The sequence below is a fragment of the Oryzihumus sp. JJN4-3R genome (assembly GCF_057747915.1).
Genome location: NZ_CM173229.1, coordinates 3,286,785 through 3,311,134, shown reverse-complemented (window position 1 = coordinate 3,311,134; position 24,350 = coordinate 3,286,785). Strand labels below are relative to the sequence as shown.

20 protein-coding genes are annotated in these 24,350 nt (G+C 72.4%); 5 read left to right on the top strand and 15 right to left on the bottom strand.

Annotated elements, in window-relative coordinates; genetic code table 11:
- Positions 1-28: 28 nt before the first annotated feature.
- The 7 genes from AC3ANM_RS15845 to AC3ANM_RS15815 form a co-directional block, all read right to left on the bottom strand.
- Positions 29-442 carry a TadE/TadG family type IV pilus assembly protein gene (locus AC3ANM_RS15845; RefSeq protein WP_488285378.1) on the bottom strand — a complete coding sequence of 138 codons (414 nt, stop codon included), beginning with the start codon at positions 440-442 and terminating at the stop codon, positions 29-31.
- 14 nt (positions 443-456) lie between these two features.
- Positions 457-696, bottom strand: a complete 240-nt coding sequence (locus AC3ANM_RS15840) for a hypothetical protein (protein ID WP_488285377.1) — start codon at positions 694-696, stop codon at positions 457-459.
- 102 nt (positions 697-798) lie between these two features.
- Positions 799-1,722 carry a type II secretion system F family protein gene (locus tag AC3ANM_RS15835; RefSeq protein WP_488285376.1) on the bottom strand — a complete coding sequence of 308 codons (924 nt, stop codon included), beginning with the start codon at positions 1,720-1,722 and terminating at the stop codon, positions 799-801.
- On the bottom strand, positions 1,719-2,660 hold the full coding sequence (locus AC3ANM_RS15830) for a type II secretion system F family protein (protein ID WP_488285375.1): 942 nt from the start codon (positions 2,658-2,660) through the stop codon (positions 1,719-1,721). Before AC3ANM_RS15830 ends, AC3ANM_RS15835 begins: the two co-directional genes overlap by 4 nt.
- The gene (locus AC3ANM_RS15825; protein WP_488285374.1) at positions 2,660-3,964 is read right to left on the bottom strand and encodes a TadA family conjugal transfer-associated ATPase; all 1,305 of its coding nucleotides are present in this window, start codon (positions 3,962-3,964) and stop codon (positions 2,660-2,662) included. The genes AC3ANM_RS15830 and AC3ANM_RS15825 overlap by 1 nt, the downstream gene beginning before the upstream one ends.
- A 73-nt stretch (positions 3,965-4,037) precedes the next feature.
- Positions 4,038-4,814, bottom strand: a complete 777-nt coding sequence (locus tag AC3ANM_RS15820) for a CpaE/TadZ family protein (RefSeq protein ID WP_488285373.1) — start codon at positions 4,812-4,814, stop codon at positions 4,038-4,040.
- Positions 4,814-5,548, bottom strand: coding sequence for an SAF domain-containing protein (locus AC3ANM_RS15815; RefSeq protein WP_488285372.1), 735 nt, complete (start codon positions 5,546-5,548; stop codon positions 4,814-4,816). Before AC3ANM_RS15815 ends, AC3ANM_RS15820 begins: the two co-directional genes overlap by 1 nt.
- Positions 5,549-5,832: 284 nt before the next feature.
- Here AC3ANM_RS15815 and AC3ANM_RS15810 point away from each other — a divergent pair, with 284 nt between their 5' ends.
- On the top strand, positions 5,833-6,135 hold the full coding sequence (locus tag AC3ANM_RS15810; RefSeq protein WP_488285371.1) for a WXG100 family type VII secretion target: 303 nt from the start codon (positions 5,833-5,835) through the stop codon (positions 6,133-6,135).
- Between the two features lie 70 nt (positions 6,136-6,205).
- Here AC3ANM_RS15810 and AC3ANM_RS15805 read toward each other — a convergent pair whose 3' ends face one another.
- Positions 6,206-10,594: an FtsK/SpoIIIE domain-containing protein gene (locus tag AC3ANM_RS15805; RefSeq protein WP_488285370.1), complete on the bottom strand. Its 4,389-nt coding sequence runs from the start codon at positions 10,592-10,594 to the stop codon at positions 6,206-6,208.
- A gap of 129 nt (positions 10,595-10,723) precedes the next feature.
- Here AC3ANM_RS15805 and AC3ANM_RS15800 point away from each other — a divergent pair, with 129 nt between their 5' ends.
- The 3 genes from AC3ANM_RS15800 to AC3ANM_RS15790 all read left to right on the top strand — a co-directional run bounded on the left by AC3ANM_RS15800 (position 10,724) and on the right by AC3ANM_RS15790 (position 14,309).
- Positions 10,724-11,047 (top strand): hypothetical protein, encoded by a 324-nt coding sequence (locus AC3ANM_RS15800; RefSeq protein WP_488285369.1) that lies wholly within the window; start codon positions 10,724-10,726, stop codon positions 11,045-11,047.
- Positions 11,047-13,575, top strand: coding sequence for a WXG100 family type VII secretion target (locus AC3ANM_RS15795; protein ID WP_488285368.1), 2,529 nt, complete (start codon positions 11,047-11,049; stop codon positions 13,573-13,575). Before AC3ANM_RS15800 ends, AC3ANM_RS15795 begins: the two co-directional genes overlap by 1 nt.
- Positions 13,576-13,658: 83 nt before the next feature.
- A complete protein-coding gene (locus AC3ANM_RS15790) occupies positions 13,659-14,309 on the top strand; it encodes a hypothetical protein (protein WP_488285367.1) in 651 nt (216 codons plus the stop codon).
- A 76-nt stretch (positions 14,310-14,385) separates the two neighbouring features.
- On the opposite strand, the gene AC3ANM_RS15785 is transcribed toward AC3ANM_RS15790, so the two are convergent.
- On the bottom strand, positions 14,386-15,675 hold the full coding sequence (locus AC3ANM_RS15785) for a thymidine phosphorylase (RefSeq protein ID WP_488285366.1): 1,290 nt from the start codon (positions 15,673-15,675) through the stop codon (positions 14,386-14,388).
- A 114-nt stretch (positions 15,676-15,789) separates the two neighbouring features.
- Between AC3ANM_RS15785 and AC3ANM_RS15780 the strand changes: the two genes are divergently transcribed.
- Positions 15,790-17,331, top strand: a complete 1,542-nt coding sequence (locus AC3ANM_RS15780) for an SDR family oxidoreductase (protein ID WP_488285365.1) — start codon at positions 15,790-15,792, stop codon at positions 17,329-17,331.
- 93 nt (positions 17,332-17,424) lie between these two features.
- On the opposite strand, the gene AC3ANM_RS15775 is transcribed toward AC3ANM_RS15780, so the two are convergent.
- From AC3ANM_RS15775 to AC3ANM_RS15750, 6 genes are all read right to left on the bottom strand, one after another.
- Positions 17,425-17,817, bottom strand: coding sequence for a cytidine deaminase (locus AC3ANM_RS15775; protein WP_488285364.1), 393 nt, complete (start codon positions 17,815-17,817; stop codon positions 17,425-17,427).
- A 2-nt stretch (positions 17,818-17,819) separates the two neighbouring features.
- Positions 17,820-19,097: an ABC transporter permease gene (locus tag AC3ANM_RS15770; RefSeq protein ID WP_488285363.1), complete on the bottom strand. Its 1,278-nt coding sequence runs from the start codon at positions 19,095-19,097 to the stop codon at positions 17,820-17,822.
- Positions 19,094-20,209 carry an ABC transporter permease gene (locus AC3ANM_RS15765; protein WP_488285362.1) on the bottom strand — a complete coding sequence of 372 codons (1,116 nt, stop codon included), beginning with the start codon at positions 20,207-20,209 and terminating at the stop codon, positions 19,094-19,096. Before AC3ANM_RS15765 ends, AC3ANM_RS15770 begins: the two co-directional genes overlap by 4 nt.
- On the bottom strand, positions 20,206-21,792 hold the full coding sequence (locus AC3ANM_RS15760) for an ABC transporter ATP-binding protein (protein ID WP_488285361.1): 1,587 nt from the start codon (positions 21,790-21,792) through the stop codon (positions 20,206-20,208). The genes AC3ANM_RS15765 and AC3ANM_RS15760 overlap by 4 nt, the downstream gene beginning before the upstream one ends.
- A gap of 108 nt (positions 21,793-21,900) precedes the next feature.
- Entirely contained in the window at positions 21,901-22,944 is a 1,044-nt protein-coding gene (locus tag AC3ANM_RS15755; RefSeq protein ID WP_488285360.1) for a BMP family lipoprotein, read from the bottom strand.
- A 171-nt stretch (positions 22,945-23,115) separates the two neighbouring features.
- Complete coding sequence (locus AC3ANM_RS15750) at positions 23,116-24,339, bottom strand: amidohydrolase (protein WP_488285359.1); 1,224 nt, start codon at positions 24,337-24,339, stop codon at positions 23,116-23,118.
- Between the last annotated feature and the right edge of the window lie 11 nt (positions 24,340-24,350).

Below are 24,350 nucleotides of genomic sequence, written 5' to 3'. Positions count from 1 at the left end.
CTCACGGCTCCCCCTCCCCCGATGCTGCCTAGTTGTCCGGCCGGAACGTCTCGACCGGCCCTTGCGAGACCTGCACGATCTGCGGCGCCTGGATCCCCGGCACCAGCTGGAGCGCCTTGGCGCGGACCACGGCCCGCACCTGCTGCCCGCCGGCCGGGGCGACGTCGACGGTGACCCCGGTGACCAGCCCGTGGCCGATGCGGGTGGCGTAGTCGCGACCCGCCGCCTCGCCGGCCTGCATCGCCGCCGGTGTGCCGCCGCCGTCGCGGGCCACGCGCGCCGCCTGGCGCACCGACGAGGCGACCACCTGGTTGCCGAGGTAGATCAGGGCGAACTGCACGGTGATGAAGATGGCCCCCATCAGCAGCGGCATGTAGAGCACGAGCTCCAGGGCGGAGGCGCCGCGGTCACCGCCGGCGCGCAGCCGCCTGAGCGACCTCATCCGCGGTGTCCCGGTCAGGGGCCGCCGGGACCCGACGGCGTCTTGAGCTCGAGGCTGTTGGCCTTGTCCTGGATCTTGCTCCAGATGATGCCGCCCACGGTGCCCACGATGAGGATGAGGACGGCCGAGATGATGACCCACTCGATCGCAGAGGCGCCCAGCTCGCCCTCCTCCCGCAACGCACCCGCCCGGCGGGCACGGTCGCGGACCTGTGCCTCGGCGTAGTTCAGCGGACCTGCGGACGTGAAGAACATGGTCGCTCCCATTCCCTGTAGACAAGGACATCCCCCCGAGGGCGGCGTCGCGCGATGGATTCTGCACCAGATGGTCCCCCGGCGCCCCCCACCCGACGCCGCTCAGAACGAGCCCAACACACGAGCCACTGCAGGATACGTCAGGAAGATCAGGAAGCCCACACACAACAGCAGCTGCGCGACCAGCATCGACTGTGAGCGGGCCTGGGCCCGGCCCTCGGTGTCGGCGAGCTCGCGCTGGCGCATCGACTCCGAGCGCGCGTAGAGCGAGTCGCGGACCTTGGCACCGTCCTCGGCCACCAGCGCCAGGGCTGCGGCCAGGTCGCGCAGCTCGTCGACCTGGAGGTCCTCACCGAGCTGGCCCAGCGCAGCCCACGGCGTCACGCCCTGCAGCCGCGCGGTCTGCAGCGTGTCGCGGATCCGGACCATGGCCCAGCCGTCGGAGATCGCCGCGGCGCTCTGGAGCGCCTCGGGGACGCCCCGGCCGCCGCTGAGGTTCATCGCCACGAGGTCCAGGAACGAGCCGACGACGTGCCGGAAGTCGCGCCGGCGCTGCCCGGCGGCGCCGCGGACGCGCGCGGTCGGCAGGAGGAAGCCGAGCATGGCCCCGATGAGCCCCACCCAGACGGGCACGATGGTGCTGCCGGCGCCCGCCACCACAGCCAGCAGCGCTGCCACGACCAGCGGCAGCAGCAGGCCGGCGAGCGTGCACACCAGGGTGAGGGCCAGGTGGCTCTCCAGGGACCGGCCGACCATGCCGAGGTCGGCGCGCAGCGACAGCGGGGCGCTGAGACCGCGGGCCTCGAAGGCCTCGCGCAGCTGCGCGCCGAGCCGCCGCATGCGCAGCGACTCCCCCTCGTGCCGGCGGTCCACCGTGAGCACGGTCTCGCGGCGGAAGCGGCGCCGGTCGAGGTCGAGCCGGGCCAGGGCGGCCGGGCCGGACGGCGGCCGCTCGTCGAGCACGAGCACGAGCAGCAGCACACCGAAGCCGCAGACCGCGCCGGCCAGCAGCACCCAGGTCATCATCGGGACGCCCCTCCTGCCGGCACGGAGGCCACCGCGTCCTGCACCGGCCGCGGCGACGGCGCAGCCACCGGACGGCTCAGGCTCTGGCCCAGGAACCGTTGCGGCATCTCGAAGGAGGACAGCCGGCGCAGCCACAGGAAGCCGGCGGCGAACAGCGCCACGATCACGGCGAGGACGACCTGCCCGACGAACGTGCCGTAGGGCGAGACGTAGTCGGGGTTGAACAGGCGCAGGCCGATGATGAACGCCGCGCTGACGCCGACGACGATCTGCACGCTGCGCCGGGTGCTGCGCCGGCCGGCCATGACGCGCCCGCGCATCTCCAGCTCGGCGCGCACGCTGCGCGACAGCGAGGTCAGGACGTCGCGCAGTCCGGGGCCGCGCAGCTTGGAGTTGAGGACGAGGGCGGCCACGATGAGGTCGGCCGCCGGGTCGTCGAGGTCGTCGGCGAAGCGCTGGAGCGCCACGGCCAGCGGCACACGGACCCGCAGCCGGTCGGCCAGGACGTTGAGCGGCCGGGAGACCGACGGCGCCGCGGCCTCCGCTGTGGCCGGGATGGCCTGCTCGAGGCCGACCGCGCCGGCGATGGTGTCGCGCAGCGACTCGGTCCAGGCCGCCAGTCCCTCGAGCCGCGCGTAGCTGGCCTTCTCGGAGGCCGCGCCGCCGAAGAGCGAGGACCAGAAGAACACCAGCACCCCGCTGCCGATCGCCAGCACGGGCCACCGGGTCAGCACGAGCAGCACGAGCGTGACGCCCACCGTGGCGGGCACCCGGCGACCGGTCGCGGCGAGACGCTTGCGCAGGTCGGCCACGGTCGGCGACCGGCGCTCGACCCGCTCGGTCGGGGTGAGCCCGAGGACCAGCAGCACCAGCCCGGCCCCGACGAGCGCGCCGAGCAGGACGATGGCCAGCGCCTCCGGGGACAGCCCGGCGCCCATCAGGACCACTCCGAGGCGAGCGGCACGTCGTAGCCGACCGCCTGGAGCTCCTCGAGGCAGCTCACCGGCGCGGACGGGACGGCCACGCCGTCGGGCCCGGCGGTGAACACCTCGCTGGAGAGGACCCGGCCGTCGACGCCGTTGACCTCGCGGATCGAGGTGATCATGCGGCGCAGCTTGCCGCCCTGGCCGAACTCGTTGCGCCGCTCGACGAAGACGACGAAGTCGATCGCCCCGGCGATGAGCATCATCGTGGCCTCGGTGGGCAGCCGCTCGACCGACTGGATGGCGTAGGTGCAGATGCGGTTGAACACCTCGAGGGAGGAGTTGGCGTGGATCGTCGACAGCGAGCCGTCGTTGCCCTGGCTCATCGCGTTGAGCATGGTGACGATCTCGTCGCCGAGGACCTCGCCGACGATGACCCGGCTGGGGTTCATCCGCAGCGAGCGCCGCACCAGCTCGGCCATTCCGATGTGGCCCTGGCCCTCGGAGTTGGGCAGCCGCTCCTCGAAGGAGACGACGTTGGGGTGCAGGTCCTCGAACTGCCCCAGGCCCAGCTCGAGCGCACGCTCGACCGTGATCAGGCGCTCCTTGGCCGGGATCTCGTTGGCGAGCGCCCGCAGCAGCGTGGTCTTCCCGGCGTTGGTCGCCCCGGCGATCATGATGTTCTTGCGCGCCCGGACCGCGGCCGAGAGCAGCGCCGCGATCTCGGGGGTCATCGAGCCGTTCTGCACGAGGTCGTCGAGGAAGACCCGCGACAGGCGCGCCCGGCGGATCGACAGCGAGGGCCGCGCGCACACGCCCATGACGGCGGAGAGGCGGCTGCCGTCGGGCAGGCGCAGGTCCAGCTGCGGGTTGGCCGTGTCGAACGGGCGGCTGGTCAGGCCGGAGTAGGCGCCGAGCACCTGCACGAGCTCGATGAGCTCCTCGTCGTTGTCGGCCACCGGCCCCAGGAACTCCTCGCGGCCGTCGGCGTAGCCGACGAAGACCCGGTCGGAGCCGTTGATGTCGATGTTCTCGACCATCGGGTCGTCCAGCAGCGGCTGCAGCCGACCCACCCCGAAGAGCGCGGCGTGGATGCCCTCGGCGAGCTCCTCCTCCTCGGTGATCGTCGGCGGCGTGCGGCCGGCGGCGATCTCCCCGCGGGCGTAGCTCTCCAGCACGCGGCCGATGACCGCACGGGCGAACTGCCGCTCGTCCTCGCTGGACATCGGCGCGATGCCGTTGACGGCGTCCTCACGCCGCTGCCGGGCGAGCACGTCGGCGACGTCCTCGCGCAGGCGCCGGACGAGTACCTGGTCCACGGTTGCTCCTTGTCGTCCCGGTGGAAAGCGTGAAAAGCGTTGGTATGCCGTGCGCCGGCACGGCGTCGTGCGCTCAGACGGTGACGGCGCGGCGCTCGACCGCCAGCTCGCGCAGGCGGCCGGCGATCGCCCCGGTGCTGCGCAGCAGCATGGAGCGGCTGAACCTGCCGTCGAGCCGGTAGCGCAGGGCCTGCGCCGTCTTGGGCTCCTCGACTATCGTGCCGAGCACCGTGGCGTCCAGCCGTGCGGAGTCGATGACCTTCTGCACGTCCCCGGCACTGGTGCGGTCGCGCTCGTGGGTGAGGACCGCGATACCGACCGGCACGGCGTCGATGTCGCCCAGGTGCAGGGAGGTGGTCAGCGCGCGCAGCCGCTCCCGCAGGTGGAAGAGCTCCTCCAGCGTCGGCCGGGTCACCAGCAGCACGGCCCGTGAGGCGGCCAGCACCGGCAGCGTGGAGGACCCGGGCAGCACGCGACCGCAGTCGGCGATGACGTCCCGGTCGAGGCGGGCCAGCGACTGGGAGACGCTGGGCCACGCGGCGCCGAGGCCGGTCACCTGCTCGGGCCGGCTGACGCCGACCAGCACCGGGACGTCACCCTCGACGGTCTGCAGGTGCGCCTCGACCTCGCGGGCGTCGGCCCCCCGGCGCACGGACGCGGCCAGCGAGACCAGGCCCCGGTCGGGGTCCAGCGGCTTGCCGTCCTCGGCGCGGTAGCGCAGCGCCATGTCCCCGCCGGCGGGGTCGACGTCGGCGACGACGACCTCGGAGCCCCACCCGAGGGCGAGCGCCATCGCGGTGGTGGAGACGCCCGGAGACCCCTTGGCCGCAGCCACGGCGTAGAGACCCATCAGCCGTTGCCCCCCAGCTGGGCGCCCCGGCTGAGCAGCACGAACGCGAGCTGGTTGGCCGCCGAGGCCGCTGCGACCTTGGCCGACTGGCCCGCGTCGACGATCACCGTGGCCACGGACGCCCCGGAGGATCCCGAGCCGGGCACCAGCCCGTTGCCGCCGCCGTCCCCGCCGGACTGCCCGACGGAGGAGACGAGCGCCGAGTCGGCCAGCACCGCCGTCACCTCGCCGTCCTTGACCTGGACGACCTGGACCATGTCGCCGGCCTGCAGGCCCGAGGCGGGCATCCGCCCCGGGGAGAGCACGACGCCCACGGCCGCCTTGCCCGCCTGGAGGAAGCCCTGGGGCGTCACCATCGCCTGGTCGAGCAACCGGCCGGCGGGGATGGTCTGGGCGGCGTACTTGCCGACGACCAGGCCGACCTGCCCGGCCGGCACGAGCTGCAGGCCCTCGCTGGCGACGCGGGAGGTCGCGAGGTCGTCCTTGGTGATCAGCTGCCCGACGGCGATCGGCCGGGCGGCCACGAGGACGGGGGTCCGCTCGTCGATCCGGACGGCCAGCAGCCCCGCCAGGGCCGCGCCGCCGGCGATGAGCAGCACCGCGAGCGCCACGAAGGCGGGGCGCCGGCGGCGGGCGGCCGACGGGGGCCGGCCCGAGGGCGTGCGACGGGCGCCGCCCCGACCGGGGGGCTCGGCTCCCCTGCGTGACACGGCGTCCTGGGTCATGGTGCTCATCGGCGCAGCCTGCTCCTCGCGTCGCGGACGCGGCGGCGATGGCTGCCCACCCCAAGGGTCTGGACCAGCTCCCCCTGACGCGGACCGGCCGGGCCGGATCGCACCCCCTGCGGTCATTTCCGCCCAGAGTGTATGCAGATCAGGGGCTCTGCGTCGCCACCCGACGTCCGGGAGACGGCACCGTTGACCACCCCAAAAGGCGCGTGGCAGTCTGTGGGCGGCGTCGCTGCGCGATGGCGCGGGGGGGTCAAGCCAACTGACGCAAGGGGAAGAGGGGAATCCACATGGCTGGTGCTGACGGCTCCGTCAAGATCAACCACGGCGACATCGAGGCCCAGGGCAAGAACCTGGCCAACCTCAAGAACGAGCTCGAGCGCGTCCTGCAGAACTGCCACGGGCAGATCCAGCAGCTGCACGACTCCGGCGCGTTCCAGGGCCTCGCCGGTCGCAGCTTCACGGACGCGTTCACCGAGTACCACACGAGCGCACAGAAGACGATCGCGCTGCTCGAGAGCTTCGGCCACCACCTGGGCAAGACCTCGCAGGCCTTCCAGGAGGTCGACCAGGCCTACAGCGTCAAGCTCTGACGCCCGGCACGACGGGGCCCGGCAGCCGCACGGCTGCCGGGCCCCGTTGCGTCCCAAGGGGTCTCGCCGCTCACGTCACGTGCGGCACCTGCACCATGACCTGCTCCCCGGACCCGTCGACGAGGACTCCCCGGCCGGGGTGGACCCTGGCCTGCAGCGCGGTGCGCGCCACCCGCACGCCGAGCACGTCGCCGGCGACCGGCTCCTGCGGTGACAGCAGCAGGCCCTGCCGGCCCTTGCGCGCCTCGTAGAGCCACCCGGAGAAGCCGGCGGCGAGGTCGGCGCCCTGCCCCGCCAGCACCAGGCCGAGGCCCTTCTCGCGGGCCTGGCGCACGATCGCCAGCATGACCGGGGCGACCGGCCCCTCGCGCAGGTTCTCGGCGTCGTCGACGAGCACCAGGGACCCGTGCGGCAGGGCGCGCACGGCCTCGAGCACGGCGTCGGCGTCCTGCTCGGTGCCGGTGAAGCAGCGGTGGCCGAGCTGCTGCACCAGCGCCGTCAGCCCGTTGTCGCGCGGGGTGAAGGCGAGCAGGCCCGCGTCCTGCTGCGCGGCATACGTGGCGACGAGCTGCAGCGTGGCGGTGCGCCCGGACCGGGGCGGACCCGCCACCAGGGCGGCCGGGCTGCCGGTGAGGTCGAGGCGCAACGGCTCCAGACGGTCCCCGCCGATCCCGAACGGCACCAGCAGCGGTGAGCCGGGCTCGAGCTGCTTGAGCACGTCGGCGGCGTCCACCTCGGCGGGCAGGACGCCGAGGCGCATCGGCTGCAGCGCCGCCGGGACGTCGGCGTCCCGCTCGGCGACCTCGGCGGCGACGGCCCGCAGCGCGGCGCTCTGGCCCACGCCGCTGGTGTCCTCGGCGAGGACGGCGACCTGCGCCTCCGTGCCGACCTCGGCCCACAGCCCGCGGCCGTCGCCGATCGTGTCGGGGACGTCACGGCTGCGCAGGCCCGCGGAGGTGTAGTCGGTGCGGTCGGGCAGCCGCAGGATCAGCTTGTGCTCCACGAGCGAGGACACCCGCCCCGTGAGCAGCGAGCGGTCGCCGGCGACGACGACCTGGATGCCGACGGAGGCGCCCTCGCGCAGCAGCGTGGTCATGTCGTCGAGCAGGCGGCCCATGTCGATCTCGGCGAGGTCGCTGAGGAAGCCCTCCCACCGGTCGAGCAGCAGCACCACGTGCGGCAGGCGGTCCCCGGGCGCCGCGCCGGCGCGCTGCTCCTCGATGTCGGCATAGCCCTCGCGGGAGAGCACGTCCTGGCGCCGGGTGACCTCGCCGGTGAGCCGCTCCAGCAGCCGGCTGACCCGCTCGACCTCGGCGCGCTGCACGACCGCGCCGGTGTGCGGCAGCGTGGTGAGGGGCAGCAAGGCGCCGTTGCCGCAGTCGAGGCCGTAGAGGTGCAGGTCGCGGGCCGGCACGTCACGGGCGAGGGCGCCGGCGAGGGTGCGCAGCGCGGTCGAGCGGCCCGAGCGCGGGCCGCCGACGACGTAGAGGTGGCCGTCGCGGCCGAGGCCGAACGTGCGCGCCACCTGCGCCTGGTCGTCCGGGCGGTCCTCCAGCAGCCACGGCACCGCGGTATGCCGGTCGGTCGCCTCCTCCCCGGAGGCGGCCAGCCGCTCGCGCAGGTCTGCCAGGGTGACCACCTGCGGCAACGGCGGCAGCCACGGGCTGGGCTGCTCGGGCACCCCGGCGAGCTCGTCGGCGCCGTTGATGGCCTCGACGAGCACCGACAGGTCGGTGTCTCCCTCGTCGGTGTCGGGCCCCTGGGCCTGCGGCCGCACCGGGGCGGGCAGGCCGACCCGGTCCCAACCGACCGGCCAGGCCATCGGTGCCGCCAGGCTGGCGTGGTCGGTCACGGTCCCCGGCCGGCGTCCCCCGACGCGGCCGGCCTGGAACGGCAACAGGCTGGAGTGGCCGAGGCGCGCGTAGCCGCGACCCGGCGTGCCCTGGGGGATCCGGGCCGACTCCGGGGCGTCGATGACGTCGCGGCTCTCGCTCTCGTCGGTGACCCGCAGGGCGATCCGCAGGTTGGTGTTGGCGCGGATGTCGGCGGAGACGACGCCGCCGGGGCGCTGGGTGGCCAGGACGAGGTGGATGCCCAGGGAGCGACCGCGCTGGGCGATGGTCACCAGGCCGGTGACGAAGTCGGGCAGCTCGGCCTTGAGGCTGGCGAACTCGTCGATGATGATCGCGAGGCGCGGCATCGCCGGCAGCGAGGGGTCGCTGCGGCGCAGCGCCCAGTAGTCCTCGATGTCCTTGGCCCCCGGCACCGTGAGCATGTGCTCGCGCCGGCGCAGCTCGGCGCCGAGGGAGGTGAGGGCGCGGCCGACGAGGTGGGTGTCGAGGTCGGTCACCATGCCGACGGTGTGCGGCAGCTTGGCGCACTCCTTGAACGCCGAGCCGCCCTTGTAGTCCACGAGGACGAAGGTGAGCTCGTCGGGGCGGTTGGCGATGGCCAGCGAGGCGACCAGGGTCTGCAGCAGCTCGGACTTGCCGGAGCCGGTGGTGCCGGCGATGAGGGCGTGGGGGCCGTCGCGGCGCAGGTCGAGCCGGAACGGCCCGTCGAAGCCCGCACCGATGACGACGTCCGTGCGCGCGCCGGTCCAGCCGCTCGCCACTGCCTGGGGCGTGGGGTCCTCGAGGTCGACGCACTCCAGCAGCCGGGCCGAGGAGGGCAGGCCCGCGTCGTCCTCCGACGGCGTGGTGTCGCGGATCGGCGCCAGGGCCCGGGCCACCCGCTCGGCCCAGGCGGTCTCGACCTGGTCGGGCCGGATGTCGAGGACGTCCTCGGCCAGTGTCTGGCGCAGGTCGACCCCCCCGGCGTGGCTGGTGATCACGGCCCGGCACTCCTCGGGCAGGGAGCGCTCGTCGTCGTCGACGCAGAGGATGTGCACGCCGGCCGCGGGCCCCTCGCGCAGCAGCTGCACCACGCCGGGCAGGGCGCGCAGCCGGCGGGCGCCGTCGAGCACGAGGAGCACGTCGGGCGCCGGCGGGGTCTTCGAACCGCCCTGGCCGGACATGGCACCGACCCGCTCGGTGACAAGGTTGGACAGCTCCCCGATGCGCCGACCGACCGACTCCTGGTCGGTGCCGATCATGGCCGGCACGCGCTCGTCGTCGACCCGGCAGTGGGGCAGCCACCGGGACCAGCCCCAGCGGTCCTCGCCCTCGGCGGTGGTCACCACGACCACCCGCACGTCACGGGGGCTCTGCAGCACGGCGGTCTGGCAGACCAGCCACGTGGCCAGCGCGTCGGTGACGTCGGCGTCACCGGCGATACCGACAACCCCGTTGTCCCGCAACGACATCACGACCGGGACGTCGTTGACGGTGACCGGCGGGGCAGCCTCGTCGGTCTCCTTGACGTTCTTGTCCCGGACGGTGACCTGGCTGGGGCGCTCGGCCACGCCGAGCCGCCAGGCCAGGTAGTCGGGGTCCTGGCGCCGGCGCTCCCACAGGCGTCGGCCGGGGCCGAGCGCGTTGAGCAGCACCTCGGCCGGGTCGGGGGCGGCCGAGCGCCGGTCGGCCCGCTCGGTCTCCAGCGCCGTCGCGAGGCGGGCCTCGACGCCGGCCCGCTCCGCGTCATACTCCGCCTTGCGCTCCTTGTAGGAGCGCGCGCCGCCGCGGCGGCCGGTGATGACGTTGACCAGGGCCATGAGCGGCGACATCAGCCCGAACATCAGGCCCCGCGGGCCGAACATGACCACCGACGGCACGCACATCGCCAGCGGGGCGAAGACCATGAGCCACGGGATGGGCTGCTTGTGCGGCTCCCCGGGCTCGACCGGCATGGTGAACGAGCGTTCCCTGGGCGGCGGCAGCAGGCGGGGCGGGCGGTTGAAGTCCACGCCCAGCCGGTCCTCACCCGGTGAGGTGTCGGCGTCCGGCTCCCACGGGCTTCGCAGCTCCAGCACCGTTGCGCCGCAGGCAAGATGGGCACCCTCGGGCCACTCCTGGGCCTCGGTCAGCGGCTCGCGCTCGAGCTGGGCGTCGACCCCCTCGGACGCGGTGACCGTGACGACGCCGTCGGTGCCGACCCGCACGGTGAGGGCGTCGGCCGGCAGCAGCACGTCGGGCAGCGACAGGCCGGGGGCACCACAGCCGATGACGGTGTCGCCGAGGCCGAGCCGGTGCACCCGACCGGCGCCGGGGCCGGAGACAACGCGCACCTCGGCCACGCCCCGCGGCAGTCCGGGGCGGGTGCCATCGGGCTCGTGGAGGGCGATCGTCGACCCCGGCTGCAGGCCCGCCTCGCGCAGGGTGGCGTCACGGTCGACCGGCCGGCCGTCGACCCACACCGCGACCCGGGCGGCGAACGTCGGGTGGATCGGCGTCGCCCCCGCGGCGGTCAGCTCGACCAGCCGGGGCAGCAGGTCGGCCACCGTGTGCTCCGGCTGGGCGTCGACCAGGACCTCCTGCCGCCGCCCCGACCCGCCGTCGACCACGCTCACGCTGAAGCGCACCAGCGCACCTCCCCTGCTTCGCGGGCCCCGGCAGGCCCTGCGCGGACGCTACCCGACCGTGGAACGACTACTGACCGATTGGTCGTGGTTGGTTAGCATGACCGACGGGCACATCCTGAGGGGGACACGATGAGCAGACCAGCTGTGGATAGCGGGGGCGTCACCAGCGTCGACTACACGGCGATTGCCACGGCCAAGGACCACTTCAACGACCTGGCGGCGCAGTTCACCAACACCAGCCCCGAGCTGGGGCGCAGGCACGACGACGTCGTGGGGGGCGCGGGCGAGTTCCGGTCCGGTGTCGAGACGGGGGCGGTGAAGTTCCTGCTCGGCTGGCGCGAGGCGCTGGCCACGTGCAGCGAGTCCGCCGGGCTGATCGCCGCCAACATCGGCAGCTACAGCATCGACCTGCACCAGGTCGACGTCGACCAGACGGTCACGGTGACCATCTGATGGCCGGCCACTTCAGCATCGACGTCCACCTCGACCAGCTGCGCGACGCCGAGAAGGGCCTGCAGCAGCTGTCCGAGCACCTGCTCACGGTCTCGCGGATGGCCGCCAAGGCCCCGGGCGAGCTCGGCTCGTCGTGGACCGGGCGGGCCGCAACGGCCACCAAGCACGAGATGACCGGGCTCGCGGAGCAGACCAAGCGGTTCTCCCCGAAGTTCCACGAGGCCAGCCAGGCGGTCAAGACCTTCGCCGACGCCGTCGAGCACGCCCTGACCACGTCCATCCCTCAGCTCAACCGTCAGTGGGACAAGGCGGAGCAGGAGTGCGCCGACGCCATCACCAAGGCCAACAACACCTACGACCGCGCCGTCGCCGACGCGGAGAAGCTCTCCGACCCCGCCAAGGCGCAGGAGGCCAAGGCCAAGGCCGCCGACGCGCGCGGCAGCGCCAGGGGCGAGGCGGCGATGGGGGCGCGCTGGACGCTGCAGGCCATCGACTCCCAGTTCCAGCAGCTCAAGGAGGACCTCCAGACCAAGGCCAAGGCCCTGGGCTCGACCCTCGGCGGGCTGACGATCGTGGCCGTGCCGGACTCGGTGGCCAGGAGCTTCATCGGGCACCACGGCACCGGCGGCACGATCGGCTGGTGCAACAGTGACGGCACGACGTTCCCGCCGGACCTGGGCACCGACGACGCCCTCGCGGGCTCGCTGACGCTGGTCCACGACCGCCACGACATGCTCGACGGCGAGAAGGCCGCAGCGCAGTTCGCCTCGTGGGACCCCAACGACCCCAAGGCCCTCGCGAAGATCCAGGGCCTGCTCAAGACCGACTCGGAGGCCTTCCGCCAGGGCTTCCTCGCGCACCTCGACACCCAGCAGCTGGCGTTCCTGCAGCGCATCTCCCGCGAGGCCGTCAGCGGCGACCAGGGCAAGAAGTACGGCGAGATGATCACCGCCATCTCGGTGATGATGGCCAAGGGGTCCAACCCCCGACTGCAGGGCGACTACCCCGTGCCGGCGTCGTTCTACGAGAGCTGGCGCAAGAAGTACACCGCGATGAACGTCCCGCCCGGCGAGGGCCACCTGCTCCTGGCCGAGATCGTCCAGGCCGGGCAGGCCGGTGGGGACAACTGGGAGCCGGCGATGCTCACCAGCATCACCAAGGAGGCCATCGCCTTCGAGCAGAAGCTGCGCAAGGAGAACCCCACGTTCTTCTGGGGCGACATCTACCGCGCCAACAACGGCACGCTGCCCACCCAGGCCGGGCGCGACCTGTTCGGCGACGTCCCCGGGCAGGTCGATGCCATCGCCATATTGTTCGACGCCGCGTCGCACAACCCCGAGGCGGCGCAGGACATCGTGCGCAAGGCTGACGGCCGCGCCGACACGACGATGCTGAAATACCTCTACGAGGGCCGCAGCGACGCGCTCGGCAACTACGAGACGTGGGGGGACACGCTCGGTCGCGCGCTGGAGGCCGCCACCACCTACGTCGGTCCGGGGGGCCCGGGCAGCCGCAACTACGCGTCCGCCGAGATCGTCAGCAACCTCGTGCACTACTACGGCACTCACACCGACCGGCTGCCGCTGCTGATGCACCAGCCGCTCGTCAACATCCTGACCCACCACATCCAGGCCGTGAACTACGCGGGCCAGGGCTACGAAGGGTCCGTGCACGAGGGGCACTCCAGCGGGCTGCTGGACTCCGAGAAGATCGACGTCGCGATCCTGGAGAAGGGCGACCTCAACGCCGTCCTCAAGGGGATCTTCGGCGACGACTACTACACCAAGCACGACGGTGACCCCACGAAGGGCTACCCGAACTACCAGCAGCTGTCCACGGCCCAGCACGCCGCCTTCCGCAAGGACTTCCTCACCATCGCGAGCCAGAAGCCGTTCGAGCCGGGCCTGCTCGACACGCTCGTGCGGAACCAGTCCTACGCCGAGTCGGACATGACCCACGCCCTGCGCGACGCGCTGACCGCGGCCGGCGCCTCGGAGGACCAGGCCAACGCCGACGCCAAGGCCGCCGTCGACTTCGTCGTGGGCCTGGGCGTCGACTCGCTGCCGCTGGACAAGCTCGGCGGACCCGGCGGGGCGCTGGCCGGCGCGACCATCGACAAGGTCAAGGACGCGCTGCTCGACCAGGCCTTCCCCGAGACGGACCACAAGGGCGAGGAGAACCAGAAGGGCTTCGACGTCCTGGAGTACCAGCGGCGGCAGAACCGCCTGGAGCTGGTGGAGTGGATGGACAAGGCCGGGCTGCTTGACCACCGCAACTCCCCCGCGGCGTGGGTCAAGGAGCACCCCGACCAGGCGTCCTTCGTCGAGAGCGGCGCCGACGGCAAGCCGCACCTGGGAAACATCGCCCAGCTCTACGCGCACCGCGACGAGCACCCGGACCGGTGGAACGACTTCCTCGACTACTACCGGGCCGAGGGACAGACGGCCGTCAACGACCTCGACCTCGGTGACAGCTTCGACCTGGGCTTCCTCATCTCCGACGACCAGCACGGCGGCGACGGGGGCTGATCCCGGTGGTCGGGGCGACCCGTGCCTGTCCGGTTTGCCCATTGTCGTTAGGGTGGTCAGGAACCAGATCCCGAGGGGGGACGATGATCAGCTTGGGTGGGCGCGCACGCCGCGCCAAGGCATTCGGCGCGCTCGGCCTCGGCACCCTGATGGCGCTCGGCGTCGCCGGCTGCGGCACCAGCTCCCCTTCGCCGCGAGCCTCGTCACCCCGGTCCACGAGCTCGGCCTCGCCCTCCTGCGCGGACGTCAGCCGCAGCGGACAGTCGATCCACCTCACGCTGCCTGCGGGCTTCACGGCCTCCGACGGCAGCGGGGGCGCGCCCCGGCCCGGCGACCTCCAGAAGTGGTGGGACAGCAAGCGCCGGACCGCCGCGTGGGAGTCCGTGGTGGCCTACCCCTGGACCGGCCGACCCGACCGCTCCGACGCCGAGGTCCTGCGGGACGCCTCCTTCGTCTTCGCCACCAACGCGTTCGGCCCGCGCAGTCAGGGCGACCTGGCCCGGGTCAAGGTCACGAAGGTGAGCCTTGCCGGTGTCAGCGCCCTCCGGGCCACGTGGACCCAGCAGGACAGACCCACCGCCGAGGACCCGCGCCACACCTTCGTCTGGTGGGTCGTCCCGTCCGGTGGCCACACCCGGTTCGTGGTCGCCGCCCACGCCCCCGAAGGCGCTCCCGTGGACCAGCTCACCGAGCGGCTCGGCACCAGCATCGGCGCCGGCCGCTGCGCCACCTGAGACCGCTCTCCCCCAGGCAGGACGCACCGGCGGCCACCCCGCAGGTATGCCGGGTGGCCGCCGCCGTCGTGCGGGCTCAGCTGATGCGGTCGATGACCAGCGGCAGCAGGTCGGGGCGGGAGCCCTCGGGGGCGATGAAGTACGCGCCGTCGAGCGCCTGCAGGGCCCGCTCGAACTTCTCCGGGGTGTCGGTGTGCAGCGTCATCAGCGGCTCGCCGCCCCGGACGCTGGCGCCGGGCTTGACGTGCATCTCGACGCCGGCGCCGGCCTGGACCGCGTCCTCCTTGCGGGCGCGCCCGGCACCCAGGCGCCAGGCCGCCACGCCGACCTGGAGCGCGTCGAGCGAGGTGAGCACCCCGTCGGCCGGGGCGAGCACCTGGTGCGTCTCCTTCGCCACCGGCAGCTCGGCGTCGGGGTCACCGCCCTGGGCGGCGATCATCCTGCGCCACACGTCCATGGCCCGCCCGTCCTTGAGCGCGTCGGCGGGGTCGACGTCGGAACGCCCTGCGGCGGCGAGCATCTCGCGGGCCAGGGTCAGCGTCAGCTCGACGACGTCCTCGGGGCCGCCACCGGCGAGCACCTCGACCGACTCGCGCACCTCCAGGGCGTTGCCGGCGGTCAGGCCCAGCGGCACCTGCATGTTGGTCAGCATCGCCACGGTCTTCACGCCGGCGTCGGTGCCGAGGTCGACCATGGTGCGGGCCAGCTCGCGGGCCTGCTCGACGTCCTTCATGAACGCCCCGGAGCCGACCTTGACGTCGAGGACGAGCGCGCCGGTGCCCTCGGCGATCTTCTTGCTCATGATCGAGCTGGCGATGAGCGGGATCGCCTCGACGGTGCCGGTGACGTCGCGCAGCGCGTAGAGCTTCTTGTCGGCCGGGGCCAGCGCCGCGCCGGCCGCGCAGATCACCGCGCCGACCTCCTCGAGCTGGCGCATCATCTGCTCGTTGGTGAGGTCGGCGCGCCAGCCGGGGATCGACTCCAGCTTGTCGAGGGTGCCGCCGGTGTGGCCCAGACCGCGGCCGGAGAGCTGCGGCACGGCGACGCCGCAGGCGGCCACGAGCGGGGCCAGCGGCAGGGTGATCTTGTCGCCGACGCCACCGGTGGAGTGCTTGTCGGACGTCGGGCGGGACAACGTGGAGAAGTCCATCCGCTCCCCCGAGGCGATCATCGCGCCGGTCCAGCGGCTGATCTCGCGACGGTTCATCCCGTTGAGCAGGATCGCCATCGCCAGGGCGGACATCTGCTCGTCCGCGACCGCGCCGCGGGTGTAGGCGTCGATCACCCAGTCGATCTGGGGGTCGGACAGCTCGTGCTTGTCGCGCTTGGCGACGATGACATCAACGGCGTCGAAGGCTTCACTCACCGGCACATCATCGCGCACCCGGTATGCCGGGTCGTCACCCTTTCGCTTCGGGCGTAGGCCTGCGGTGCGGCCGGCGTTAGGCACGGCGGCGCGCGGTCACGCAGACTGTGGGACATGACTGACGCGAAGGGAACGACCGACAGCGCCCCCCTCGTCCTCGTCACGGGGGTCACCGGCTACATCGGCGGCCGGCTGGTGCCGGAGCTGCTCGCAGCGGGCTACCGCGTCCGGGCCATGGCCCGCCACCCGGAGGTGCTGCGGGACCGGGAGTGGCGCAGCCAGGTCGAGGTCGTGCAGGCCGACGCGTCCGACCCCGGGCAGCTGCGGGAAGCGCTCACCGGGGTGGACGTGGCCTACTACCTGATCCACGCGCTCGGCACGGGTCGGCGCTTCGAGTCGCGCGACCGGCATACGGCGCGGACGTTCGCGGTGGCGGCGCGCGAGGCGAAGGTGGGGCGCATCGTCTACCTCGGCGGGCTCTACCCCGAGGGCGAGGAGCTCTCCCCGCACCTGGACTCCCGGCGCGAGGTCGGCGAGATCCTGCTCGCCAGCGGCGTGCCCACGACGGTGCTGCGCGCCGCGGTGATCCTCGGCTCGGGCTCGGCGTCCTTCGAGATGCTGCGCTACCTCACCGAGCGGCTGCCGGTGATGATCACCCCGAAGTGGCTCAACACCCGGATCCAGCCGATCGCCGTGCGGGACGTGCTGCGCTACCTCGTCGGGTCCGCCGACATGCCGGCGGACGTCAACCGGGGCTTCGACGTCGGCGGCCCGGACGTGCTCACCTACCGCGACATGATGCAGCGGTATGCGCGGGTGGCCGGGTTGTCCCCGCGGCGGATCCAGACGGTGCCGCTGCTCACGCCCTCGCTGTCCAGCCACTGGGTCGGGCTCATCACGCCGGTGCCGAGCAGCATCGCCCGGCCCCTGGTGGACTCCCTCATCCACGAGGTGGTCTGCAAGGAGGACGACATCAAGGCCTTCGTCCCGGACCCGCCGGAGGGCCTCATCGGCTTCGACCGGGCCGTCGAGCTGGCCCTGGCCAAGGTGCGCGACCTGGACGTCTCCACCCGCTGGACCTCCGCGGCGGCGGTCGGTGCCCCGAGCAGCCCGCTGCCCAGCGACCCGGACTGGGCCGGCGGATCGCTCTACGTCGACGAGCGGGAGTCGATCGTCGAGGCCTCGCGCGAGTCCCTGTGGGCGGTGATCGAGGGCATCGGCGGGGCGAACGGGTGGTACTCGTGGAAGCTGGGCTGGGCCGCCCGCGGGCTGATGGACCGGCTCTTCGGCGGCCCGGGCCTGCGCCGCGGCCGGCGCGACCCTTACGACCTGCGCGTCGGCGACGCCCTGGACTGGTGGCGGGTCGAGGAGATCGAGGACCTGTCCCTGCTGCGGCTGCGGGCCGAGATGCGCCTGCCCGGCCTCGCCTGGCTGGAGCTGGTCGCCGACGTCGACGACCACGGGCGCACGATCTTCCGCCAGCGGGCGCTGTTCCACCCGCACGGCCTGCCCGGGCACCTGTACTGGTGGTCGGTCTTCCCCTTCCACGGCATCGTCTTCGGTGGCATGCAGCGCAACATCGCCTCGGCCGCCGAGGTCGCCGAGCGCGAGGGCAAGCTGGCCCGGTGGCGGGCCTCCCGCAAGGTGGGCGCCTGACCCGGCCACCCGGCATACGCCCGCTCGGCCCGGGATGACGCAGCGGGCCCGACCTCCCCGAGGGGAGGTCGGGCCCGCTGTCGTTGTCGCGGCTCAGCGGCCGAGCGACTCCGCGCCGAACGCGTCCGGCAGGATCTCGACCATCGGCCGGACCCCGTGCGGCGTCTGCACGAGGCACTCCGGCCCGCCGTTCTCCCACAGCAGCTGCCGACAGCGCCCGCACGGCATCAGCGCCTCGCCGGCGCCGTTGACGCAGGACACCGCCACGAGCCGCCCGCCGCCGGTCAGGTGCAGCTGGGAGACCATGCCGCACTCGGCGCACAGGCCGACGCCGTAGGCGGCGTTCTCGACGTTGCAGCCGACGACCACGCGGCCGTCGTCCACGAGGCCGGCCACCCCGACGCGGAACGTCGAGTACGGGGCGTAGGCGTGCTCCATGGCCTCGATGGCCTTGGCGCGCAACGCCTCCCAGTCGATGTCGCTCATCCTCAGCCCGCGCTGCCCTTGCGGTACGGCTGCCCGTCCGCGGCCGGCATACGCAGTCGCTGCGAGGCGAAGGCGAGCACCAGCAGGGTGGCGACGTAGGGCGTCATGCCGGTGATCTCGTCGGGCACAGTGCTGGACAGGACGAACCACAGCGCGACGACGGCGGCGGTCCCCAGGGCGATGATGCCCTGGACCACGGCGTGCTTGCGCCAGATCTGCCAGACCCCGACCGCGGCGATCAGCACCGCGAGCAGCAGCAGCATCGCGTGGACGGTGGTGCCGCCACCACGCAGCTGCACCGCGTCGGTGTAGCCGAAGAGCGCGGCGCCGCTGACCAGGCCGCCGGGTCGCCAGTTGCCGAAGATCATCGCGGCGAGACCGATGTAACCGCGCCCACCGGTCTGCCCATCGCGGTAGATGTTGGCCGCCACGAGGGCGAGGTAGCCGCCACCGAGGCCGGCCAGGCCACCGGAGATGAGCACGGCGACGAACTTGTAGCGGTAGACGTTGACGCCGAGGGTCTCGGCGGCCACCGGGCTCTCACCGCACGAGCGCAGGCGCAGGCCGAAGGCCGTCCTCCAGAGGATCCACCAGGTCGCGACGACGAGCAGGACCGCGATGATCGTCACCACGGACAGGTCGGTGATGACCGAGCGCACCACGCCGGAGAGGTCGGAGACGAAGAAGATGTGCTTCTGCTCCAGCGTGCCCAGGCCCGAGGACACCCCCGGGACCGTGATGGAGGGCAGGTCCTTCACCGGCGGGGACTGGGTCGGGCCACCGCCCGCGGCACCGGTGAAGACGCGCGCGGCGAGGTACTTGGCCACGCCGAGGCCGATGATGTTGACCGCCACGCCGGAGACGATGTGGTCGACGCCGAACACGACCGTGGCCAGCGCGTGGATCGCGCCACCGACCACGCCCATCAGCACGGCGCCGAACAGTCCTGCCCACGGGCCCCAGTGCCAGCCGAAGAAGCCGGCACCCCAGGTGCCGAGGATCATCATGCCCTCGAGGCCGATGTTGACCACGCCGGCGCGCTCGCTCCACAGGCCACCCAGTCCGGCCATGCCGATCGGTACGGCCAGTCCGATCGCCGCGGCCAGCGCACCGGAGGACGCCAGGTCGTTGGCGCCGGTGACCACGCGCAGGATCGAGATGACCGCCACCGCGGCCAGGAACAGGCCCACCACCGTGGGCGCGCTCAGCCGCCGGCGAGTGCCCTTGGGAGCCGTCTCCGGCAGGACCTCGGAGGCGACGTTCAGTCCGGCCGCGCTCATGCCGGGGCTCCTTCGGGGGTCGGGGCGCCGGTACTTGCCGACAGCTCGCGGGCAACCCGACGCTGCTCCATGCGCAGGCCGGTGCGCCGCACCACCTCGTAGGCGATGACGACGGCGAGGACGATGACGCCCTGGATGATGAAGACGATCTGCGAGCTGACGCCCGCGGTGATCTGCAGGCCGTTGCTCTGCTGCTCGAGGTAGGACCACAGCAGCGCGCCGAAGGCCACCCCGACCGGGTTGTTGCGACCCAGCAGGGCGATGGCGATGCCGGCGAAGCCCAGCCCCGGCTGGAACGTCGTGCCGTAGGAGAAGTCCTGGCCGAACAGCAGCGGCATGCCGACCAGGCCCGCGATGGCGCCCGAGATGAGCATCGCCGTCAGGACCATGCGCTTGACGTTGACCCCGCTGGCGACTGCCGCCGACTCGGAGCGGCCGGTGGCGCGCAGGTCGTAGCCGAAGCGGGTCTTGTTGAGCACCAGCCAGTAGAGGACGCCGATGAGGATCGAGACCAGGATCAAAGTGTAGATCGTGTTCGGCGTGCCCGGGATCAGCGCGAAGCCCCCCAGCTGGGAGTCGGCCGGGATCGTCTTGGTGTTGGTGACGTTGCTGCCGGAGGTCGACTTGGCGACCTTGCCCAGCAGGAAGGACACCAGCGCCGTCGCGATCGCGTTGAGCATGATCGTCGAGATGACCTCGGAGACACCGCGGGTGACCTTGAGCCAACCGGCGATGCCCGCCCAGAACGCACCGGCGACCATGGCGATCACCAACGAGACGAGGATGTTGAGCGGCCCCGGGAGGTAACCCTGGCCCGCGAAGACCGCCGCGGCGAACGCCGCCACGCGGTACTGCCCGTCGACGCCGATGTTGAACAGGTTCATCTTGAAGCCCACCGCCACGGCGATGGCCGAGAGGTAGTAGACGGCGGCGCTGTTGATGATCGCGACCACCAGGCGCGGCTTCGGCGGGGTGAGCAGCTGCGTCCACACGGCACCCACCGGGTCCTTGGCCAGCAGCAGCACGATGGACGTCACGACGAACGCCACGAGGATCGCCAGCACGGGGGCGGCCACGGCCAGCCCCACCTTTCGCAGGTCGAGGGCCTTCATCGGGGCTCACCTTCCGTCGCGGGCTCGGTATGGCGCGCCCCGGCGCCGGTCATCGCCGCGCCCAGGTCCTCGGCGGTGACGTTGTCGGGGTCGAACTCCCCCGACAGCTGGCCGCGCAGGATGACGCGGATGGTGTCAGACAGGCCGATCAGCTCGTCGAGGTCAGCGGAGATCAGCAGGACCGCCAGGCCCTCGCGGCGGGCGTCCCGGATGTGGTCCCAGATCGCCGCCTGGGCGCCGACGTCGACGCCGCGGGTGGGGTGGGCGGCGATGAGCACCCGCGGATGGTGGCTCATCTCGCGCCCGATGATCAGCTTCTGCTGGTTGCCACCGGACAGCGACGCGGCGGTGACGAAGATCGACGGGGTGCGCACGTCGTATTCGCGCACGATGCGCTCGGTGTCGGTCTTGGCGCCCTTGGCGTCGACCCACGGGCCCTTGACGTTGGGGTCCTCGGTCTGGTGGCCGAGCATGCGGTTCTCCCACAGCGGGGCGTCCAGCAGCAGGGCGTGCCGGTGCCGGTCCTCGGGGATGTAGCCGACGCCGGCCTCACGGATCTCGCGGACGTCCCACTCGGTGATGTCCTTGCCCTCGAGCTCGATCCTGCCCGCGCTCGGCTCGCGCATGCCCATGATGGCCTCGACGAGCTCGGCCTGGCCGTTGCCCTCGACGCCGGCGATGCCGAGCACCTCTCCGGCGTGGATGGTCAGAGACACGTCGTCGAGCACCGGGCGCTCCCCCGCCCCGGGCATGGACAGCCCGGTGATGGTGAGGACCGCACGGTCGGTGACCGTGGACTCCTCGGTGCTGGGCGTCGGCAGCTCGGAGCCAACCATGAGCTCGGCCAGCTGGCGTGCGGTGACCGACTTGGGGTCGACCGTGGCCACGGTGGTTCCGCGGCGGATGACGGTGATCTCATCGGCGACCGAGAGCACCTCGTCGAGCTTGTGCGAGATGAAGATGACCGTCAGGCCCTCGGACTTGAGCTCGCGCAGGTTGTCGAACAGCTCGTCGACCTCCTGGGGCACCAGGACCGCGGTCGGCTCGTCGAGGATCAGGGTCTTGGCGCCGCGGTAGAGGACCTTGAGGATCTCCACACGCTGGCGCTTGCCGACGCCGAGGTCGAAGACCATGTCGTCGGGGTGCACGTCGAGGCCGTAGTCGCTCGAGATCCGCTCGATCTCGGCTCGCGCCCTGTCGCCGATGCCGTGGAGCTTCTCGGCGCCGAGGACGACGTTCTCCAGGACGGTGAGGTTGTCGGCGAGCATGAAGTGCTGGAACACCATCCCGATTCCCGCCCCGATCGCATCGGACGGGCTGTGCAGTTGCACCTCCCGCCCGTTGACCGTGATCGTCCCCTCGTCGGGCCGTTGGACCCCGTAGAGGATCTTCATCAACGTCGACTTGCCCGCACCGTTCTCGCCGACGATGGCGTGGACGGTGCCGCGACGGACGGTGATCTCGATGTCCTTGTTGGCGACAACACCCGGGAAGCGTTTGGTGATGCCCCGGAGCTCTACGGCCGGGGTCTGGGAACTCCCGGTGCCGACCTGCACAGTGGCGGAGTCGGTGATGGTGCACACTCCTCGATCTGGCTCGCCTCGTTGCGAGCGTCCTGCTGGCCTGAGCAACGCAAAGGCCCGGGTGGCACGCTACCGCGCCAGCCCGGGCCCCGCGTCAACCCACTGGGGTCACGGCTTGGTGGGAACCACGATCTTGCCGTCGATGATCTGCTGCTTGTAGGCGTCCAGCTTGGCCTTGATGTCATCGACCAGGCCACCGGTGGTGGAGTAGTCGACGCCGCCGGCCTTGAGGTCGAAGACCTTCTCGCCGGACTGGAACTTGTTGTTCTTCACGTCGGTGATGAAGGAGTAGACGGCGACGTCCACCTTCTTGATCATCGAGGTGAGGATGACGCTCTTGACGTCAGCCGGGGCGGTGAGGGCCTGGTCGGAGTCGACACCGATGGCCAGCTTGCCCGCAGCCTTGGCGGCGGAGAAGACACCACCACCGGAGCCACCGGCCGCGTGGTAGACCACGTCGGCGCCGTTCTGGTACATGCCCTCGGCCGCGGTCTTGCCCTTCGCCGGGTCGCCGAAGCCGGAGAAGTCCGGCGGCTGCGAGAGGTACTTGACCTGGACCTTGATGTTCGGGTTGACCGCCTTGGCGCCGGCGACGTAGCCCGCCTCGAACTTCTTGATCAGGTCGACGTTGACGCCACCGACGAAGCCGATGTTGCCCGTCTTGGACTTCAGCGCGGCGGCCGCACCGACGAGGTAGGAGCCCTGCTGCTCGGCGAAGGTGAGGTTCTCGATGTTGGAGCCCTTGGCGTCCGTCGAGTCAACGATCGCGAACTTGGTGTCCGGGTTGGCCTTGGCGATCTTGGCCACAGCCGGGGCGTAGGCGAAGCCGACGGCGACGATGTTGTTGTAGCCGGCGTCGATCAGCTGCTGGAGGCGCTCCTCGCGGGCCGACTCGGGCTCACCCTGGGTGGCCTCGGCCTCCTTGGCGTCAACCCCCAGGTCCTTCTTGGCCTTGTCCAGGCCGGCAGCGGCGGCGTCGTTGAACGACTGGTCACCACGGCCACCCACGTCGTAGGCCATGCCGATCTTGACCTTCGCGGCGCCGCTCGAGCTCGACGCGCCGCCGCTCGACGTGTTCGTGCTGTTGCCGCAGGCGGCCAGAGCCACCGCTGCGACCGACATGGCGGCCGCGACCTTGATCACCCGACGCACGGGAACTCCTTCATAGGGACTGTGGGGTCTGCTCCCGGGAGCACGGGCGTTTGGTGTCTCGCCCGTCCGGCCCCCGGCGGAGCCGGTCACGCCCCGAGGGGCGATTCGCGGCGACTCTATCCCCACGTCACCGGCGGTGTCTGCCAACTCCGTGAGCCGGTGTCCCAACTGTTACGTCGTGGGTCCGGCGCCGCCCCGGCCCCTGACCAGCGGCGACACCAGCGCCGCTCCGGCGAGCACCGCCGCACCCACCCCGATCGCGCCCTCGTCGACGACCAGGTCGCCCTGGTGCAGGTCGTAGGTAGGGCCGCCGGGGGTGCGGGTGCCGAGCCGGGCCATCGCGCCGGGCACCGTCTGCAGGTACCACGCGAAGTCCTCCCCGCCCAGGGACTGCCGGGTCCCGGTGACGGCGTCGGGGCCGATGACCGCCAGCGCCGCCGACTCCAGGGCCGCGATCGAGGGGCCGTCGTTGACCAGCGGCGGCACGCCGCGCACATGGTCGAGGTGGGCGACCACGCCATACGGGGAGACCACGGCGTGCACCGTCTCCTCGATGAGCGGGCCGACCTCCTCCCAGACCGTCGCGTCGAGCATGCGCAGGGTGCCGCTGACCGTGCCGGTGGAGGGGATGACGTTCTGGGCGACCCCGGCGTGCACCGAGCCCCACACCAGCGCCACACCGGCCCGCGGGTCGACCCGCCGGGAGAGCACGGCCGGCACGTCGGTGAGGACCTTGCCCAGGGCGTAGGTGAGGTCCTGGGTCAGGTGCGGCCGGGAGGTGTGCCCGCCTCGGCCGGAGAGGGTCACGGTGACCGAGTCGGCCGCCGCGGTGATCGGGCCCTCCAGCAGGCCGATCTGGCCCACGTCGATGGTCGGGTCGCAGTGGATCCCCAGCACCCGGTCCACCCTGTCGAGGCCGCCTTGGGCCACCACGTCGTGGGCCCCGCCGGGCATGACCTCCTCGGCGGGCTGGAACAGCAGGCGCACCCCCAGCCCGCGCGCCTCGAGCTGGCGCTCCAGCCCCTTGAGGACCAGGCCCGACCCGACGACGGCGGCCACGTGCACGTCGTGTCCGCAGGCGTGGCTGACCCCGTCGGTACGCGAGGCCCAGGGCAGCCCGGTCACCTCGTTGAGCGGCAGTGCGTCGAGGTCGGCGCGCAGCGCCACCCGGTATGCCGCGTCGACCGGTCCGAGGTCGGCCACCAGCCCGGTGCCGGCCAGGGGCCGCACCCGCAGCCCGGCCCGGGACAGCAACTCGGCCACGACCGAGGTCGTGCGTGTCTCCTTGCCGGACAGCTCGGGGTGGGCGTGCAGGTCCCGGCGCAGCGCGACGAGGTCACCGCCAAGGCGCGTGACGGCGGCGGTGACCTGGTCGTGGACGGGAGAGTGGCTCACAAGGGTGGCCA

Excerpts from the sequence above, each read along its gene's own strand:
- AC3ANM_RS15845 (WP_488285378.1), bottom strand. The coding sequence starts at position 442 with ATGAGGTCGCTCAGGCGGCTGCGCGCCGGCGGTGACCGCGGCGCCTCC.
- AC3ANM_RS15775 (WP_488285364.1), bottom strand. The coding sequence starts at position 17,817 with ATGAGCGACATCGACTGGGAGGCGTTGCGCGCCAAGGCCATCGAGGCC.
- AC3ANM_RS15840 (WP_488285377.1), bottom strand. The coding sequence starts at position 696 with ATGTTCTTCACGTCCGCAGGTCCGCTGAACTACGCCGAGGCACAGGTC.
- AC3ANM_RS15830 (WP_488285375.1), bottom strand. The coding sequence starts at position 2,660 with ATGGGCGCCGGGCTGTCCCCGGAGGCGCTGGCCATCGTCCTGCTCGGC.
- AC3ANM_RS15790 (WP_488285367.1), top strand. The coding sequence starts at position 13,659 with ATGATCAGCTTGGGTGGGCGCGCACGCCGCGCCAAGGCATTCGGCGCG.
- AC3ANM_RS15795 (WP_488285368.1), top strand. The coding sequence starts at position 11,047 with ATGGCCGGCCACTTCAGCATCGACGTCCACCTCGACCAGCTGCGCGAC.
- AC3ANM_RS15810 (WP_488285371.1), top strand. The coding sequence starts at position 5,833 with ATGGCTGGTGCTGACGGCTCCGTCAAGATCAACCACGGCGACATCGAG.
- AC3ANM_RS15765 (WP_488285362.1), bottom strand. The coding sequence starts at position 20,209 with ATGAAGGCCCTCGACCTGCGAAAGGTGGGGCTGGCCGTGGCCGCCCCC.
- AC3ANM_RS15770 (WP_488285363.1), bottom strand. The coding sequence starts at position 19,097 with ATGAGCGCGGCCGGACTGAACGTCGCCTCCGAGGTCCTGCCGGAGACG.
- AC3ANM_RS15815 (WP_488285372.1), bottom strand. The coding sequence starts at position 5,548 with ATGAGCACCATGACCCAGGACGCCGTGTCACGCAGGGGAGCCGAGCCC.
- AC3ANM_RS15820 (WP_488285373.1), bottom strand. The coding sequence starts at position 4,814 with ATGGGTCTCTACGCCGTGGCTGCGGCCAAGGGGTCTCCGGGCGTCTCC.
- AC3ANM_RS15800 (WP_488285369.1), top strand. The coding sequence starts at position 10,724 with ATGAGCAGACCAGCTGTGGATAGCGGGGGCGTCACCAGCGTCGACTAC.
- AC3ANM_RS15835 (WP_488285376.1), bottom strand. The coding sequence starts at position 1,722 with ATGATGACCTGGGTGCTGCTGGCCGGCGCGGTCTGCGGCTTCGGTGTG.
- AC3ANM_RS15780 (WP_488285365.1), top strand. The coding sequence starts at position 15,790 with ATGACTGACGCGAAGGGAACGACCGACAGCGCCCCCCTCGTCCTCGTC.